Origin of the sequence: Rhizorhabdus wittichii, from assembly GCF_017607425.1 — a bacterium.
GTDB classification, from domain to species: domain Bacteria; phylum Pseudomonadota; class Alphaproteobacteria; order Sphingomonadales; family Sphingomonadaceae; genus Rhizorhabdus; species Rhizorhabdus wittichii.
Genome location: NZ_CP059319.1, coordinates 5,318,509 through 5,334,602 on the forward strand (window position 1 = coordinate 5,318,509; position 16,094 = coordinate 5,334,602).

Annotated in this window: 12 protein-coding genes; 3 read left to right on the top strand and 9 right to left on the bottom strand. The window is 69.2% G+C overall.

The window, feature by feature from the left end:
* Nucleotides 1–187 precede the first annotated feature (187 nt).
* Complete coding sequence (locus tag HRJ34_RS25335; RefSeq protein ID WP_226948950.1) at nt 188–2,167, top strand: putative bifunctional diguanylate cyclase/phosphodiesterase; 1,980 nt, start codon at nt 188–190, stop codon at nt 2,165–2,167.
* A 211-nt stretch (nt 2,168–2,378) separates the two neighbouring features.
* On the opposite strand, the gene mfd is transcribed toward HRJ34_RS25335, so the two are convergent.
* The 3 genes from mfd to HRJ34_RS25345 all read right to left on the bottom strand — a co-directional run bounded on the left by mfd (nt 2,379) and on the right by HRJ34_RS25345 (nt 6,325).
* The gene (mfd, locus tag HRJ34_RS29675; RefSeq protein WP_404947176.1) at nt 2,379–4,439 is read right to left on the bottom strand and encodes a transcription-repair coupling factor; all 2,061 of its coding nucleotides are present in this window, start codon (nt 4,437–4,439) and stop codon (nt 2,379–2,381) included.
* On the bottom strand, nt 4,327–5,937 hold the full coding sequence (locus HRJ34_RS29680) for a transcription-repair coupling factor family protein (RefSeq protein ID WP_404947157.1): 1,611 nt from the start codon (nt 5,935–5,937) through the stop codon (nt 4,327–4,329). The genes mfd and HRJ34_RS29680 overlap by 113 nt, the downstream gene beginning before the upstream one ends.
* Before the next feature lie 121 nt (nt 5,938–6,058).
* Nucleotides 6,059–6,325 carry an FAD assembly factor SdhE gene (locus HRJ34_RS25345; protein ID WP_011952358.1) on the bottom strand — a complete coding sequence of 89 codons (267 nt, stop codon included), beginning with the start codon at nt 6,323–6,325 and terminating at the stop codon, nt 6,059–6,061.
* A 130-nt stretch (nt 6,326–6,455) separates the two neighbouring features.
* On the opposite strand from HRJ34_RS25345, the gene recG reads away from it, so the two are divergent.
* Nucleotides 6,456–8,516, top strand: a complete 2,061-nt coding sequence (gene recG / locus HRJ34_RS25350; protein ID WP_208632806.1) for an ATP-dependent DNA helicase RecG — start codon at nt 6,456–6,458, stop codon at nt 8,514–8,516.
* 42 nt (nt 8,517–8,558) lie between these two features.
* Here the strand turns inward: recG and HRJ34_RS25355 are convergent, their stop codons facing one another.
* The 3 genes from HRJ34_RS25355 to tyrS all read right to left on the bottom strand — a co-directional run bounded on the left by HRJ34_RS25355 (nt 8,559) and on the right by tyrS (nt 11,729).
* Nucleotides 8,559–8,924: a PilZ domain-containing protein gene (locus tag HRJ34_RS25355; protein ID WP_011952356.1), complete on the bottom strand. Its 366-nt coding sequence runs from the start codon at nt 8,922–8,924 to the stop codon at nt 8,559–8,561.
* A gap of 130 nt (nt 8,925–9,054) precedes the next feature.
* Nucleotides 9,055–10,335 (bottom strand): hypothetical protein, encoded by a 1,281-nt coding sequence (locus HRJ34_RS25360; protein WP_011952355.1) that lies wholly within the window; start codon nt 10,333–10,335, stop codon nt 9,055–9,057.
* Nucleotides 10,336–10,505: 170 nt separating this feature from the next.
* Complete coding sequence (gene tyrS / locus HRJ34_RS25365; protein ID WP_208632807.1) at nt 10,506–11,729, bottom strand: tyrosine--tRNA ligase; 1,224 nt, start codon at nt 11,727–11,729, stop codon at nt 10,506–10,508.
* 83 nt (nt 11,730–11,812) lie between these two features.
* On the opposite strand from tyrS, the gene HRJ34_RS25370 reads away from it, so the two are divergent.
* Nucleotides 11,813–12,910 (top strand): anhydro-N-acetylmuramic acid kinase, encoded by a 1,098-nt coding sequence (locus HRJ34_RS25370; RefSeq protein WP_208632808.1) that lies wholly within the window; start codon nt 11,813–11,815, stop codon nt 12,908–12,910.
* A gap of 110 nt (nt 12,911–13,020) precedes the next feature.
* Here the strand turns inward: HRJ34_RS25370 and HRJ34_RS25375 are convergent, their stop codons facing one another.
* The 3 genes from HRJ34_RS25375 to HRJ34_RS25385 form a co-directional block, all read right to left on the bottom strand.
* On the bottom strand, nt 13,021–14,196 hold the full coding sequence (locus HRJ34_RS25375; RefSeq protein WP_016746049.1) for a vWA domain-containing protein: 1,176 nt from the start codon (nt 14,194–14,196) through the stop codon (nt 13,021–13,023).
* On the bottom strand, nt 14,196–15,473 hold the full coding sequence (locus HRJ34_RS25380) for an MFS transporter (RefSeq protein WP_208632809.1): 1,278 nt from the start codon (nt 15,471–15,473) through the stop codon (nt 14,196–14,198). Before HRJ34_RS25380 ends, HRJ34_RS25375 begins: the two co-directional genes overlap by 1 nt.
* 172 nt (nt 15,474–15,645) lie before the next feature.
* Nucleotides 15,646–16,080: a glycine zipper 2TM domain-containing protein gene (locus HRJ34_RS25385; protein ID WP_011952350.1), complete on the bottom strand. Its 435-nt coding sequence runs from the start codon at nt 16,078–16,080 to the stop codon at nt 15,646–15,648.
* Between the last annotated feature and the right edge of the window lie 14 nt (nt 16,081–16,094).

Sequence of the window (16,094 nt, forward strand, 5' to 3'; positions counted from 1 at the left end):
TGGATCGTTCGGTGATCGGCGGGTTTTCGCGGTGCTTTGCGGATTGGCGAGCGTTCTGCGATACGGTAACAGTCCGGCAATGACGAAGGGTGTGGGCTCAATCGGGGCAGCGGCTGCCAGCGCCGCCGCAGGGGGGCAGTTGCCTCTTTTCCTGATATCCTTTCGTTATCGGAACGAATTGGCGCCATTGATCGAGCGGACCGGCCGGCGGGTGATTGCCGCGCGGCGGGCCGAAGCGGCCGGACGGCGCTTCATCGCCTCGGGCGCGACCATCGCCGTGATCGACGCCCGCGACGCGGAGGAGGAGGCGGTCGCGGCCTGCGCCGCGATGGCGGCGGCGGTCGGATCGACGGGCTCCGCGCTGCTCGTGATCGTCGACGATATCGCCAGCCTCGATCGCTATCTGGCGGCCGGGGCGACCCATTATCTGGCGGCGCCCTTCGGGGAGGAGGAGATGCGGATCGCGCTGGCCTTTGCCGATCGCCATGCCGAACGGCTGGCGGGGGGCGGCCGTGCCGCGTCGGTCCGCGCCGCGCTGCGCCTGTCGGAATCGGAGGCGTGGATCTGGAAGCCCGGCGACCGGATGGTGACGCTCAGCGCCGCGCTCGCCGACCGGATCGGCGTGGCGACCGAGACGGTGCCGATGTCGATGCTGTTCCGGCTGATGGACCGCGAGAGCCGCCGCCTGGCGCGGGAGGCGATCGATCGCCTGCTGTCGACCGGCCGCTCGACCGCCTTCGCCCATCGCAGCCGCGCGCTCGGCGACCGGCTGGCGCACCACATCTCCTATGACGAGGAGCGGCATGCGGTCGTCGCCTGGGTCGAGGTCGACCGCCGCGACGGCGAGCCGGCCGGCGACGACGGCGACGCCCTGACCGGGCTGCCCGCGGTCGACCGCATCCGTCAATGGGTCGAACGGCGGCTGGCCGACGATCAGCTCGCCGAGCCGCGCTGCATCCTGCTGATGCTGGGCATCATGCGCTTCGGCCTGGTCAACGCCGCCTTCGGCCGGCCGACCGGCGACGCGGTGCTGCAGGGCGTCGCGCGGCGGATCGAGCGGGTGATCGACCGCATCGGTCTCGACCAGACGATGATCGCGCGCACCGCCGGCTCCGAATTCACCATCGCCCTCGGCGCGCCGGTGACCGCCGACACCGCCGAGCTGATCGCCAACCGGCTCGTCGAAAGCGTCGCCTGGCCGTTCGTGTCGGGGGATTCGCTCATCCCGCTGTCCTGTCGTGTCGGCATCGCTGCGATCGACGGCGATGCGCGACGCGACGCGGGGACGCTGTTCCAGCGCGCGGCGGCGGCGCTCGCGGCGGCCAAGCATGGCGACACCGGCCTGGTCCGCGCGCTCGACGCCGACAGCGAGGCGGAGGCGCACCGCCGCAACCAGCTCGAGATCGACCTGCGCCGGGCGCTCGATCATGACCAGATCGACATCCTCTTCCAGCCGCAGGTCGATATCAGGTCCGGCCAGATCATGGGGGTCGAGGCGCTCGCCCGCTGGCGCCATCCGCAGCTCGGCGAGCTGGGCGCCGTCCCGCTGTTCGCGACCGCCGCCCGGTCGGACTTCGTCGTCCAGCTCTCGACCTATGTGCAGCAGCGCGCGCTCGAGGTCGCGGCGAGCTGGCCCGCTCATATGGGCAATCTGCGCCTGTCGGTGAACGTCACCGCCGCCGACATCGCCCAGCCCAATTTCGTCGACGACTTCCTGGGCCGGGTCGACAAGGCCGGCTTCCCGCGCGACCGGCTGACGGTCGAGGTCACCGAAAGCGGCCTGATCGCCGATCTCGCCGGGGCGGCCGGGCTGCTCTCGCAATTGCGCGGCGCCGGCCTGCGGGTCGCGATCGACGATTTCGGCACCGGCTATTCGAGCCTCGCCTATCTCAAGGCGCTGCCGCTCGACTATCTCAAGATCGACAAGACCCTGGCGGAGGACATCACCGGATCGACCCGCGACCGGATCGTCGTGCGCGGCGTGATCGAGATGGCCCGCTCGCTCGGCCTCGCGGTGATCACCGAGGGGGTCGAGACCAAGGCCCAGCTCTCGCTCCTCGCGCGCGAGGGGTGCAACTATTACCAGGGCTATCTCTGCTCGCCCCCGATCGACAGCGGCACGCTGGAGGCGATGGTCGTCGACCAGGCGATGAGCACTGTTGATTAGTTGGCCTCAGGCGCCGGCGGTCGCATCCGCGACCTTGGCTATCCTCGCATAAGCTCGGGCGGCCGTTCGGCCTTGCGGGACGCTGTGCGTCCCGTCCCACCGCAAGGGTCCTGCTTCGGAGCCCGACAGGGCTCCGCAAGCGCGAACGCGCGCCCGAGCTTATGCGAGGATAGCCAAGCCGGGCGGATGCCCGGCGCCCGGCGCCTGAGGGCTAAACAATTTTCGCAAGCCCCCGCGACAATTGCAGCGCGCCGTTCAGCCGGTGCGACGGTTCCGGCCAGTTGCGGGTGATCACCAGCTTGCTGTCGGGGCGCAGCCGGGCGCTGTCCTTCAGCCGGTCGACATAGGCGAGCAGCCCCGGCAGGTCGGGGAAGTCGTCGTTGTGGAAGGTCACCAGCGCGCCGCGCGGGCCGGTGTCGATCTTGGCGACGCAGGCCTTGCGGCAGTTGAGCTTGATCTCGATCACCGTCAGCAGGTTCTGGGTCGCGGCCGGCAGCTTGCCGAAGCGGTCGATCAGCTCGGCGGCGAAGGCCTCGATCTCGGCGCGGGTCTCCACCTCGTTCATCCGGCGGTACAGGCCCATGCGCAGGTCGAGGTCGGGGACATAGTCCTCGGGGATCAGGATCGGCGCGTCGACGTTGATCTGCGGCGAGAAGCTCTCGCGCTTCGTATCGGCCAGCCCGCCCGCCTTGGCGTCGAGGATCGCCTCCTCCAGCATCGACTGGTAGAGTTCGAAGCCGACCTCCTTGATATGGCCCGACTGCTCGTCGCCGAGCAGGTTGCCCGCGCCGCGGATGTCGAGGTCGTGGCTGGCGATCTGGAAGCCGGCCCCCAGCGTGTCGATGTTCTGGAGGATGTGGAGCCGCTTTTCGGCGGTCTCGGTGAGCCCCCGGTCGCCGGTCGTCAGATAGGCATAGGCGCGCGTCTTCGACCGGCCGACCCGGCCGCGCAGCTGATAGAGCTGGGCGAGGCCGAAACGGTCGGCGCGGTTGACGATCAGCGTGTTGGCCGACGGGATGTCGAGCCCGCTCTCGATGATCGTGGTCGACACGAGGATGTCGAACTTCTTGTCGTAGAAGGCCGACATCCGCTCCTCGACCTCGCCCGCCGCCATCTGGCCGTGGGCGACGACATAGCTGACCTCGGGGACCTCCTTGCGCAGATAGTCCTCGATGTCGGGCAGGTCCTTGATCCGGGGGGTGACGAGGAAGCTCTGCCCGCCGCGATAATGCTCGCGCAGCAGCGCCTCGCGGATCACCACGCCGTCCCACGGCGCGACATAGGTGCGCACCGCCAGCCGGTCGACCGGCGGGGTCTGGATCACGCTCAGCTCGCGCAGGCCCGACATCGCCATCTGCAAGGTGCGCGGGATCGGCGTCGCGGTCAGCGTCAGCATGTGGACGTCGGTCTTGAGCGCCTTCAGCCGCTCCTTGTGGGTGACGCCGAAGCGCTGCTCCTCGTCGACGATGACGAGGCCGAGCCGCTTGAACGCGATCCCCTTGGCGAGCAGCGCATGGGTGCCGATGACGATGTCGATCGATCCGTCGGCGAGACCGTCCTTGGTCCTCTTCGCTTCGCCCGCCGAGACGAGCCGCGACAGATGGCCGATATTGACCGGCATGCCGTGGAAGCGCTCGACGAAATTGCGGTAATGCTGCCGCGCGAGCAGGGTGGTGGGGCAGATCAGCGCCACCTGCATTCCACCCAGCGCCGCGACGAAGGCGGCGCGCAGCGCGACCTCGGTCTTGCCGAAGCCGACGTCGCCGCAGACCAGCCGGTCCATCGGCTTGCCCGCCGCCAGGTCCTCGATCACGTCGGCGATCGCGCGGTCCTGGTCCTCGGTCTCCTGATAAGGGAAGCGGTCGACGAACTCGTTATAGCCGCTGTCGGGTTCGATCGCCTCGGCCGGGCGGAGCGCGCGTTCGGCGGCGGTCTTGATCAGCTCGCCCGCGATCTCGCGGATACGCTCCTTCATCCGCGCCTTGCGCGCCTGCCAGGCGACGCCGCCCAGCTTGTCGAGCTGGACGCCGTCGTTCTCGGCGCCGTAGCGGCTCAGCACGTCGATATTCTCGACCGGCACGTAGAGCTTGTCGCCGCCGGCATAGGTCAGCGCGACGCAGTCGTGCGGCGCCTTGGCGACCGGGATCGAGGTCAGCCCCTCATAGCGGCCGATGCCATGGTCCATATGGACGACCAGGTCGCCGGGGCTGAGCGTCGCCAGTTCGGCGAGGAAGGCGTCGGCCGACTTCTTGCGCTTCTGCCGCCGGACCAGCCGGTCGCCCAGCATGTCCTGCTCGGTCAGCAGCGCGATGTCGCCGCTGGTGAAGCCATGGTCGAGCGGCAGTACGGCGAGGGCGACCATATTGCCTCCCCTCCCGCTTGCGGGAGGGGGCGGGGGTGAGCTCCGGCCTGGGCGCCATCGTTTTTTCTTTGCGGGGAAGGCCCCACCCCGGCCCCTCCGCAAGCGGGAGGAGGGTTATGGCGCTCTGCCAATCCTCCACCAGATCGCCCCGGTCGAGGCCATGTTCCGCCAGCAGCCCGGCGAAACGCTCGCGCGAGCCGGTCGAATAGCTCGCCAGCACCACGCGCTTGCCCGCTTTGCCGAGCGCTTCGACATGTTCGATCACCGCGTCGTAGATGTTGACGCCCTGCGTCCGTTCGGGCGCGAAGTCGCGCGCGCCATCGACGCCCAGGTCGAGCACGCGGGCGCTCTCCGGCTCGGCGAAGGGGGTGACGAGGTGGATCGGCCGGTCGGCGATCGCCGTCCGCCATTCGTCGGCGGCCAGATAGAGTTCGCCCGGTTCGAGCGGGCGGTAGCTGCCCGGATCGGTGGTGCGGGCGCGGACCCGGTTGGCGTGATAGTCGGCGATCGCCTCGAACCGCGCCTCGGCCGCCTTGATCGATCCGGCCTCGCGCAGGATCAGGTCCTCGGGCGCCAAATGGTCGAACAGCGTCTCCAGCCGCTCCTCGAACAGCGGCAGCCAATGGTCCATGCCGGCGAGGCGGCGGCCGTCCGACACCGCCTGGTAGATCGGGTCGCCGGTCGCGCTGGCGCCGAACCGCTCGCGATAGCGGCCGCGGAAGCGCTTGATCGTCTCCTCGTCGAGCAGGGCTTCGGAGGCCGGCAGCAGGGTGAAGCCGTCGACCGGGCCGATCGTCCGCTGGTCGGTCGCGTCGAACTGGCGGACGCTCTCGATCTCGTCGCCGAAGAAGTCGAGGCGCAGGGCATGGGGCTCGCCCGCCGGGTACAGGTCGACCAGGCTGCCGCGCACCGCATATTCGCCCTGCTCGGTGACGGTGTCGGTGCGGACATAGCCGTTCGCCTGCAGCATCGCGGCGAGCCGGTCACGATCGACCCGCTCGCCCGGCGCCAGCCGGGCGACGAGCTGGCGGATGCGGAACGGGGTGAGCACCCGCTGGGTGACGGCGTTGACCGTGGTCGCGACCAGGACGGGCCCCCTGGGCTTGCCCTGCAAGGCATGGAGGGTGGCGAGCCGCTCGCTGGTCGCGCGCAGCGCCGGGCTCGCGCGGTCATAGGGCAGGCAGTCCCAGGCCGGGAAGGTCAGCACCGTCAGCTCGGGCGCGAAGAAGCGCGCGGCGTCGGCCAGCGACTGCATCGCCTGGTCGTCGGCCGCGACGAACACCAGCCGCCCGCGCTTCGCCGCCGCGGCGCGGGCGAGGTCGGCGGCCAGCCAGGGCTGGAAGCCCATCGGCGCCCGCGACAGGGTCAGCGCTTCGGAGGCGGAGAGGATGCGGTCGAGATCGGTCATATCTGTCTTGTCATTCGTCATCCTGACGAACGTCAGGATCCATTGCCGCTACGTTCGAGATCGAGGCGGATCGCCGCGTATCTGGATCCCGGATCACGTCCGGGATGACGCATCGCTTCGATCACCGCGGAATGTCGACATAGTCGATCCGCTGCATCCGCTCCATCAGCGCGCCCTGCCATTCGGCCGGGACCGGGATGGTGCCCATCACCCAGCCGAGGATGTCGGCGTCCTCCTGTGCGAGCAGCCCCTCGAACCAGTCGAGGGCTTCGCCGTCCCAGCCCTGGTGAAGGCGGTCGAAGAAGCCGCCGATCATATAGTCGGCCTCGCGGGTTCCCCGGTGCCAGGCGCGGAAGCGCAGGCGTTTCAGGCGGTCGTCGTGGTTCATCGTCTTCCAATGCCGATGGGCCGGCGGGCGATTGACAGGCCCGTCGGCGGAAAGCCAGAAGCGGAAATAAGCATTTTCGAGCCGCGCGCAATCGACCCGCGACGCGGAAAATGCGACAGCAGGCGAATCCATGCGGCCCGATATACTCAATCCGTTGTTCGCCGAGGTCGAGGCGCTGAAGGGCGTCGGGCCGACGCTCGCCAAGCCGCTGCGCAAGCTGGAGCTCGAACGGGTCGTCGACCTGCTCTTCCATCTTCCCACCGGATCGATCGACCGCAAGCCGGTCGACACGGTCGAGGCCGAGGACGCCGGCCGGATCGTCACCGTCCGGCTGGTGCCGACCAGCTATCGCGCGTCCGGCGGGCGCGGGCCGTTCCGGGTCGGCGCGACCGACCAGGCGGGCAACGTCGTCAGCCTCGTCTATTTCGGCGGCAATCCCGGCTGGGCGAAGAAGTTGCTGCCGATCGGCGAGCCGCGCATCGTCTCGGGCCGGCTGGATCTCTACGGGCAGGAGCTCCAGATCGTCCATCCCGATCATGTCCTGCCCCCGGCCGAGGCGGCCGACCTGCCGACCCGCGAGAGCGTCTATCCGCTGTCGGAGGGGATCACCTCGCGGCGGCTCGGCCAGCTCATCGAGCAGGGGATCGAACGCGCGCCCGAGCTGCCCGAATGGATCGAGCCGAGCCTGCTCCAGGCGCGGGGCTGGCCGTCCTGGCATGACGCGGTCGTCCGCGCCCATGCCGACGCGCAGGACGAACCGGCGCGCGCGCGGCTCGCCTATGACGAGCTGTTCGCCAACCAGCTCGCGCTGATGCTGGTGCGCGCCTCCTCGCGCAAGCGGCGCGGCCTGCCGCTCAAGGGCGACGGCCGGCTGCGCGACCAGCTCAAGCTTCCCTATGCCCCGACCGGCGCGCAGAGCCGCGCGGTGGCGGAGATCGAGGGCGACCTCGTCCAGCCGGCGCCGATGACCCGCCTGCTCCAGGGCGATGTCGGCTCGGGCAAGACGCTGGTCGCGACGATGGCGCTGCTCTGCGCGGTCGAGGCGGGGGCGCAGGGCGCGCTGCTGGCGCCGACCGAGATCCTCGCCCGCCAGCATTTCGAGACGCTGAGCCGCACCCTCGCCGGCCTGCCCGTCAACGTCGCGATCCTGACGGGGCGGGAGAAGGGCAAGGCGCGCGAGGCGACGCTGATGGCGCTGGCCGACGGATCGATCGACATCCTCGTCGGCACCCATGCGATCTTCCAGGAGAAGGTCGGCTACCGCAAGCTCGGCCTCGCCGTGGTCGACGAGCAGCATCGCTTCGGCGTCGCCCAGCGGATGATGCTCCAGGCCAAGGCCGAGCGGCCGCCGCACCTGCTGGTGATGACGGCGACCCCGATCCCGCGCACCCTGACGCTCAGCCATTATGGCGAGATGGACGTCAGCCGCTTGGACGAGATGCCGCCGGGCCGCCAGCCGATCGAGACGCGGGTGATCTCGGGCGAGCGGCTCGACGAGGTCGCGCAGGCGCTCGGCCGCCACCTCGCCGCCGGCCGGCAGGCCTATTGGGTCTGCCCGCTGGTGGAGGAGAGCGAGCAGTCCGACCTCGCCGCCGCCGAGGGGCGGGCGGAGAGCCTGCGGCAATGGTTCGGCGACAAGGTCGGCGTCGTCCATGGCCGGATGAAGGGGCCCGAGAAGGACGCGGTGATGGCCGAGTTCCAGGCGGGCCGGATCGGCGTGCTGGTCGCGACGACGGTGATCGAGGTCGGCGTGGACGTTCCCAACGCGACGCTGATGATCATCGAGGGTGCGGACCGCTTCGGTCTCGCCCAGCTCCACCAGCTGCGCGGCCGGGTGGGGCGCGGCGACCAGCGATCGGTCTGCCTGCTGCTGCGCGGCAATGCGTTGTCGGAGACCTCGCGCGCGCGGCTGGCGCTGATGCGCGAGACCAATGACGGCTTCCGCATCGCCGAGGAGGATCTGCGCCTGCGCGGCGCGGGCGAGATATTGGGGACCCGCCAGTCGGGCGAGGCGGCCTTCCGCCTGGCCGGCCCCGAACGGACCGCCGCGCTGATCGAGGCGGCGACCCAGGACGCCCGCCTGCTGGTCGACCGCGACGGTGGTCTCGACAGCGAGCGCGGACAGGCGGCGCGGATCGCCCTCTATCTGTTCGAACGCGACGCCGCCGTGGGATTGCTGCGGGCGGGCTAAATCCCCCTCCCTTTCAAGGGAGGGGGGCTTAGGCGTCGACCCTCACCCCATCGGCCAGCGCTGGCGCTTTGCGCGGGCGGCGTTCAGCATCGCGGCATAGGCATATTCGTCGATCGGCTTGATGAACTCGGCGCCGACCCGGCCGCCGAGCGACCAGACCACCCGCGCCGTCACCTGACCGAGCCGGGGCAGGGCGAGGCGGACGATCGTGTCCTTGGGCGTCTGGCCATATTCGCGGACCATGAAGCCGAGGCGCGAGATGTTGACGAGCAGCACGTCGCTCGCCTTGTGGTCCATGGTGAACATGCGCGTCGGCAGCGCCACCTCGTCGCGCGGAGCCCGCCGCTGCTCGGCATATCTTGCGTCATCGTCGGCCGTCGACGTCGACTGTTCCGCAATCTGGCTCATGGTTTCATGTCCTTGTTGAACCACGAGAATCGGCCAGCGGCTTTGCCAACTTCCTAATCGTTACGGTTATCCGGGGGTTAATCGCGAATAGTTCGACCCTCGGATGAGGCCGCGCCCATCCAATGCGCTCTCAACGGCGCAGGTCGGCGGGCAGGGTCGGCTGGGAGATGATCGCCTCCATCCGCTTCCAGCGCGCGGCCGGATCGCGGCCCGCCCGGTCGAGGTCGGCCGCGACCATGTCCTGGCCCAGGCCGTAGTTGATCACATAGCTGCGATATTGCTCGGTGAAGCTCAGCGACTGTTCGGCGCGCTTGCGGCTGACGAGCTGATATGTCTGGATCAGGTCGAGCGCGGCGGCGCGATCGACCTTGCCGTCGAGATACATCGCCGCGATCGTCATCCGCGCGCCGGCGAGCTGGTGGAGCAGGTCGAGCAGCCGATCATAGGCGGCGGCCCCGGCCGGATCGAGCCCGGCGATCGGATAGAGGCGGCTCGCCTCGAACCGCGCGCGCTCGGCCCCCGGGAAAGCCAGGTCGATGCCGGCATTGGCCGATCCTTCGGCGATGAAGCTCTGCGGGCTGAACAGCGGATAGACGGTGAACTCCACCCACCCCCTGGCGCGGGCGAGGTTGCGTTCGAGCAGCATGTTGAGCGCATGGTGCCCCGGATAGCCCTCATGGCATCCGAGATCGACCGCGCGGTCGATCCGCACCGGCAGGTCGGTGTTGACCTGGATCAGGCTGTGCGCGTCGCCCTTGTACCAGTTGTAGCCCGACCAGCTCTTGCCGGTGACGAATTCGAGGTCGAAGCGCTCCTGCTCGGGCAGCCGGATATGCGCCACCGTCCGCGCGCGGCATTCGGCGATCGCGGCGCGCATCACCGGATCGAGCTTGTCGGTCGGCACGACGAAGCGGTTCTGCCAGGCATCCACCCGCTGCCACAGCGGCCCTTCGCCCGGGACCATCGCATCGATCGTCTTCAGGATCGGATCATAGGCGGCGAGCGGCTTGAGGTCGGGGCGGACCCCGAACAACCCCTGCGCCTCGTCGGCGAAGCTCAGCTTCTCGCCTTCCATCATCGCCAGCCGCGTCTCGGCGGCCTCGAGCTGGGCGGCGAGGAAGCGCTGGCGGATGCGGTCGTCGGCGGTCAGCGCGGCGGGCTTCACCGCGGCGAGCCGTTGCGCCAGCGCATGGGCGTCCCTGCGCAGCGTGGCGACGTCGCGGGGATGGGCCTTCGCCGCCTCGGCCCAGTCCTTCGGGCCGTAATAGGCGTCGACATAGCCCTCCTCGCGCTCCCCCGCCTCCAGCGTCAGGTGGACATAGTCCGCGGCAATGCCGTCGAGCGGCGACGGCGCGCGCTTGGCGCCGATGGCGAGGAACAGGGCGGCGGCGAGGAGCAGGGCGCGGGTCATGGCCCGCACCCTAATGCGCCATATCCCCATCGTCATGCTGAACTTGTTTCAGCATCCACCAGGCCACTCGGACTGGTCGGGAGAGGATGCGAGCGCGTTGCCGCAGGAACCCCAGCGACAAGGCCCAGCCTCCCGGTGGATGCTGAAACGAGTTCAGCATGACGGGGGGATCAGTGGGTCAGCAGCCCGTGCTTCTTCTTGCCGAGGCTGATCTTGAGCGCGGTCGCGCCGATCTCGACGCGGCGGTCGTCCTTCTCGGGCTCGCCGTCGACGCGGACCGCGCCTTCGGCCAGCTTGCGCTTGGCCTCGCCCTTCGACGCGGCGAAGCCCAGCCCGACCAGCGCGTCGATCAGCGAGATGCCGCCCTCGGGCACCGCCAGCGTCGGCAGGTCGCCGCCCGCCTGGCCTTCCTCGAAGGTCCGTCGCGCGGTCTCGGCAGCGGCGGCGGCGGCGTCCGCGCCCCGGCACATCGCGGTCGCCTCGTTGGCGAGGACGATCTTGGCCTGGTTGATCTCCTGGCCCTCCAGCGCCTCCAGCCGGGCGATCTCGTCGAGCGGCAGGTCGGTGAACAGGCGCAGGAAGCGGCCGACGTCCTTGTCGTGGCTGTTCCGCCAGAACTGCCAATAATCATAGGCCGGCAGCGACTCCTCGTTGAGCCACACCGCGCCCGACATGGTCTTGCCCATCTTGCCGCCGTCGGCGGTGGTGATCAGCGGGGTGGTCACGCCGAACACCTCGGTGCCCAGCATCCGCCGCGACAGCTCGATGCCGTTGACGATGTTGCCCCACTGGTCCGATCCGCCCATCTGCAGCCGGCATTGGCGGCGCTTGGCCAGCTCCATGAAGTCGTAGGCTTGCAGGATCATGTAGTTGAATTCGAGGAAGCTCAGCGACTGCTCGCGGTCGAGGCGCAGCTTCACCGAGTCGAAGCTCAGCATCCGGTTGATCGAGAAATGCTGGCCCACCTCGCGCAGGAAGGGGATGTACTCCAGCGTGTCGAGCCAGTCGGCATTGTCGACCATCACCGCGTCGCTGGGCCCGTCCCCGAAGGTCAGGAAGCGTTCGAAGATCCGCTTGATCGAGGCGACGTTGGCCGCGATCGTCTCGGTCGTCATCAGCTTGCGGGCCTCGTCCTTGAAGCTCGGATCGCCGATCTTGCCGGTGCCGCCGCCCATCAGCACGATCGGCTTGTGCCCCGCCTGTTGCAGGCGGCGCAGCAGCATGATCTGCACCAGGCTGCCGACGTGCAGCGACGGCGCGGTCGGATCGAAGCCGATATAGCCCGGAATCACCGAAGACAGCGCGAGCGCGTCGAGCGCGGCGCCGTCGGTCACCTGATGGATGTAACCCCGCTCGTCGAGCAGGCGCAGGAGGTCGGATTTATATTCGGTCATAGCGCGCGGGCCGTTAGCATGGCGGAGCCCCATCGTCATGTTCTTCCTTGTGCTCGCGTGCGATCGCGCCGAAAGAATGGCGCATGACGAAGATGCTGGCCGTGGGGCTGATGTCGGGCACGTCGCTCGACGGGATCGATGCCGCGCTGATCGAGACCGACGGGGCGGGGCATATCCGGCCGATCGCCTTCCGCTCCGATCCCTATGCCGCCCAGGCGCGCGAGCAGTTGCGCGAGGCGGCGGCGCTGGCGCTGAGCTTCGACGCGCCGCGCCCGAGCCCGAAGATCGCCGCGGCCGAGGCGATGCTGACCGATCGCCACGTCGCGGCGGTGCGGCAGCTCCTGGCGGCGGCGCGGGTCGAGGCGGGGCAGGTCGACGTGATCGGCTTCCACGGGCAGACGATCGCCCACCGCCCCGATCGCGGCTGGACCTGGCAGATCGGCGACGGCGCCGCGATGGCGCGTGCGCTCGGCATCAGGGTGGTCAACGACCTGCGCTCGGCCGACGTCGCCGCGGGCGGGCAGGGGGCGCCGCTGCTGCCGGTCTATCACCGCGCGCTGACCGCCGGGATGGAGGGGCCGGTCGCGGTGCTCAACCTCGGCGGGGTCGCCAACATCACCTGGCTGGGCGCGGGCGAGGGCGAGCTGATCGCCTTCGACACCGGCCCGGCCAACGGCCTGATCGACGACTGGATGCTGCAGGAGACCGGATCGCCCTATGACGCGCACGGCGCCTTCGCCGCGCGCGGCACTGTCGATCGCGCGGTGCTCGGGGCGATGCTCGACAATGACTGGTTCGACGCGCTGCCGCCCAAGTCGCTCGACCGCGCCGACTTCACCATCCAGCCCGCGCGCGGCCTCTCCGCCGCCGACGGCGCCGCGACCCTGACCGCCTTCACCGCCGAGACGGTGGCGCTCGCGCTGCGCCACCTGCCGGCGCCGCCCCGCCGGCTGATCGTCGCGGGTGGCGGGCGGCACAATCCGACCCTGATGAAAATGATAGCGACCGCTACAAAAATAACCCCCGAGCCGATCGAGGCGCTCGGCTGGAACGGCGACGCGACCGAGGCGGAGGGCTTCGCCTATATGGCGGTGCGCTCGCTGAAAGGGCAGGCGATCAGCTTCCCGGGGACGACCGGGGTGGCGGAGCCGCTGACGGGCGGGGTGACGCACCGGCCCTGATTCCAAGCCGTCATGCCGGCGGAGGCCGGCATCTCAGGAGAGTCGCGGCTCGCCTCATCTCCCGAGACCCCGGCCTCCGCCGGGGTGACGTGATGGGGGGGCGCTTCGATCTATTTCTTCCGCGCCAGGCTCCGCATCGCGTCCTCCAGCCCGGACAGGGTCAGGCCGAACATGCGGTTGTGCATGATCTCGCGGATCATGCGGGTCGACTGGGTGTGCATCCAATAGGCCTCGGGCGTCGGGTTCAGCCACACCGCAGAGGCGTAGACGTTGAGCATCCGCTTCAGCCAGACCTCGCCCGCCTCCTCGTTGAAATGCTCGACCGATCCGCCCGGCTGGGCGATCTCATAGGGGCTCATCGACGCGTCGCCGACGATCACCAGCTTATAGTCGTGGCCATATTTGTGGAGGATGTCCCAGGTCGGCGTGCGCTCCTGGAAGCGGCGGCGATTGTCCTTCCACACGCCTTCGTAGATGCAGTTGTGGAAGTAGAAGAATTCGAGATGCTTGAACTCGGCGGTCGCGGCCGAGAACAGCTCCTCGCACAGCTTGACGTGCGGGTCCATCGATCCGCCGATGTCGAGGAAGAGCAGCAGCTTGACCGCGTTGCGCCGCTCCGGTCGCATGTGGATGTCGAGGAAGCCGCGCCGCGCGGTGCCGTCGATCGTGCCGTCGAGGTCGAGCTCGTCCGCCGCCCCCTCGCGCGCGAAGCGGCGCAGGCGGCGCAGCGCCACCTTGATGTTGCGGGTGCCCAGCTCGACGTCGTTGTCGAGATTCTTATACTCGCGCTTCTCCCACACCTTGATCGCGCGCTTGTGGACGCTCTGCCCGCCGATCCGCACGCCTTCGGGATTATAGCCCGAATTGCCGAAGGGCGACGTGCCTCCGGTGCCGATCCACTTGTTGCCGCCCTGGTGCTTGCCCTGCTGCTCCTCGAGCCGCTTCTTGAGCGTCTCCATGATCTCGTCCCAGGAGCCGAGCGCCTCGATCCTGGCCATCTCCTCGGGGCTCAGGAATTTCTGGGCGATCGCCTTCAGCCAGTCCTCCGGGATCTCATGCCCCTCGCCGGCCTGGTCGAGCACGCCGCGGAACACCTTGCCGAACACCCGGTCGAAGCGGTCGAGCAGGCCCTCGTCCTTCACATAGGTGGCGCGGGCGAGATAATAGAATTCCTCGGGCGACCAGCCGATCACGTCGCGGTCCATCGCCTCGAGCAGGGTCAGATGCTCCTTGAGGCTGGCGGGGATGCCGGCGGCGCGGAGCTCGTCGAGGAAGCCGAAGAACATCAATGGACCTTAGCGTCGTGGTGGCGAGTCCACCAGAGCGCGGCGAGGCTGACGATCGCCGACCCGCTCAGATAATAGCCGACATAGCCGAGGCCGCCATGGTCGGTGAGATATTGCGCGACCGCCGGCACCGGCGCGGCGCCGAGGATGCCGGCGATGTTGAAGGTCATCGACGCGCCCGTATAGCGCACCCGCGGCGGGAAGAGCGACGGCAGGAAGGCGCCGAGCGGACCATAGACGAAGCCCATCATGAACAGCGCGAGCATCAGCCACAGCGCGATGATCGTCAGGTCGGCGCTCAGCAGCATCGGCCCCATCAGCAGCCCGGTCGCGATCGTGCCGACGCAGCCGGCGATGAGGACGTAGCGCGGGCTCCTCATGTCGGCCCACCAGCCGGCGAGCAGGATGCCGCCCGCCATGAACAGGATCGAGACGAGCTGGACGCCGAGGAAGGTCTCCTTGGCGATGCCGAGATTGCTGGTCGCGTAGCCGAGCGCGAAGGCGGTCGCGAGATAATAGGTCGCGAAGCAGGCGATCGCCGCGAAGGTGCCGGCGATGGTCGGGACGAGATGGTCGCGGAACAGCTCGGCGATCGGCACCTTGGCGGGTTCGGCCTCGGCCATGGCAGCCTTGAACGCGGCGGTCTCGGTGAGCTTGAGCCGCACCCACAGGCCGACCCCGACCAGCACCGCCGATCCGAGGAAGGGCAGGCGCCAGCCCCAGTCCATGAACTGTTGCTGGGTCATCGCCAGGCCGAGCAGCATGAACAGCCCATTGGCCGCGATGAAGCCGACCGGGGCGCCCAGTTGCGGGAACATGCCGTAGCGGGCGCGCTTGCCCGGCGGGGCGTTCTCGACCGCGAGCAGCGCCGCGCCGCCCCATTCGCCGCCAAGGCCGAAGCCCTGCCCGAAGCGCAGCAGCGCGAGCAGGAAGGCGCCGAGCCAGCCGGCGGTCTCATAGGAGGGCAGGAAGGCGATCAGCAGCGTCGACAGGCCCATCACCATCAGCGACGCGACGAGGGTCGACTTGCGGCCGATCCGGTCGCCGAAATGGCCGAACGCCCAGGCGCCGAGCGGCCGCGACAGGAAGGCGAGGCCGAGCAGCGTGTAGGACCAGATGAGCTGGGTCTGGTGCGCGAAGCCGCCGAAGAAGAGCGGTCCGAACACCAGCGAAGCCGCGGTCGCGAAGATGTAGAAATCGTAGAACTCGACCGACGTGCCGGTCAGGCTCGCCAGCAGGATGCGGCGGGTCGACGGCCTGGCTTCGCTGTCTGCCATGAAAATCCCCTCTCGTCGCGCCGGATTGGCGCGACGGAGGGGCAGGGTCAAGCGTTACGCAACTGGTACTGAGCTCTGATCGTCATGCCGGCGGAGGCCGGCATCTCATGAGAGAAGCGAATCGCGCCTCTCCCGAGACCCCGGCCTCCGCCGGGGTGACGGCCTTAGGTGTTCAACGGCACTTCATGTCGCCGCGGTCGATCGAGCGGCCGAGCAGCGCGCCGGCGCCCGCGCCGAGGATCGTGCCCAGGGTCGACGAGCGGCCGTTGTCGAGCGCGTTGCCGAGCAGGCCGCCGCCGACCGCGCCGATGATCAGGCCGGTGGTGCCGTCCGAACGGCGGCAATAATAGCGGCCGTCATTGCCGCGATAGATGCGGTCGTTGCGGCTCAGCCGGCGCTCCTTGTAGTAGCGGCCGTCGCGATAATAGCGCGACGCGTCATAGCGGTTGCCGTAGCGCGGATCGGGCCGGTTCCAGTCGTAGCGGCGGTTCTCGCGCCAGTCATGATCGCGCCGCCCATGCGCGGGCGCCCAGGGTGGCGGATCGGCCATCGCGACCGTCGGGACGGCGGTGGCGATCAGCGCTGCGGCCAGGATGAACTTACGCATGTCATGTCTCCCGT

Excerpts from the sequence above, each read along its gene's own strand:
- HRJ34_RS29680 (WP_404947157.1), bottom strand. The coding sequence starts at position 5,937 with ATGACCGATCTCGACCGCATCCTCTCCGCCTCCGAAGCGCTGACCCTG.
- HRJ34_RS25345 (WP_011952358.1), bottom strand. The coding sequence starts at position 6,325 with ATGAACCACGACGACCGCCTGAAACGCCTGCGCTTCCGCGCCTGGCAC.
- recG (WP_208632806.1), top strand. The coding sequence starts at position 6,456 with ATGCGGCCCGATATACTCAATCCGTTGTTCGCCGAGGTCGAGGCGCTG.
- HRJ34_RS25355 (WP_011952356.1), bottom strand. The coding sequence starts at position 8,924 with ATGAGCCAGATTGCGGAACAGTCGACGTCGACGGCCGACGATGACGCA.
- HRJ34_RS25360 (WP_011952355.1), bottom strand. The coding sequence starts at position 10,335 with ATGACCCGCGCCCTGCTCCTCGCCGCCGCCCTGTTCCTCGCCATCGGC.
- tyrS (WP_208632807.1), bottom strand. The coding sequence starts at position 11,729 with ATGACCGAATATAAATCCGACCTCCTGCGCCTGCTCGACGAGCGGGGT.
- HRJ34_RS25370 (WP_208632808.1), top strand. The coding sequence starts at position 11,813 with ATGACGAAGATGCTGGCCGTGGGGCTGATGTCGGGCACGTCGCTCGAC.
- HRJ34_RS25375 (WP_016746049.1), bottom strand. The coding sequence starts at position 14,196 with ATGTTCTTCGGCTTCCTCGACGAGCTCCGCGCCGCCGGCATCCCCGCC.
- HRJ34_RS25380 (WP_208632809.1), bottom strand. The coding sequence starts at position 15,473 with ATGGCAGACAGCGAAGCCAGGCCGTCGACCCGCCGCATCCTGCTGGCG.
- HRJ34_RS25385 (WP_011952350.1), bottom strand. The coding sequence starts at position 16,080 with ATGCGTAAGTTCATCCTGGCCGCAGCGCTGATCGCCACCGCCGTCCCG.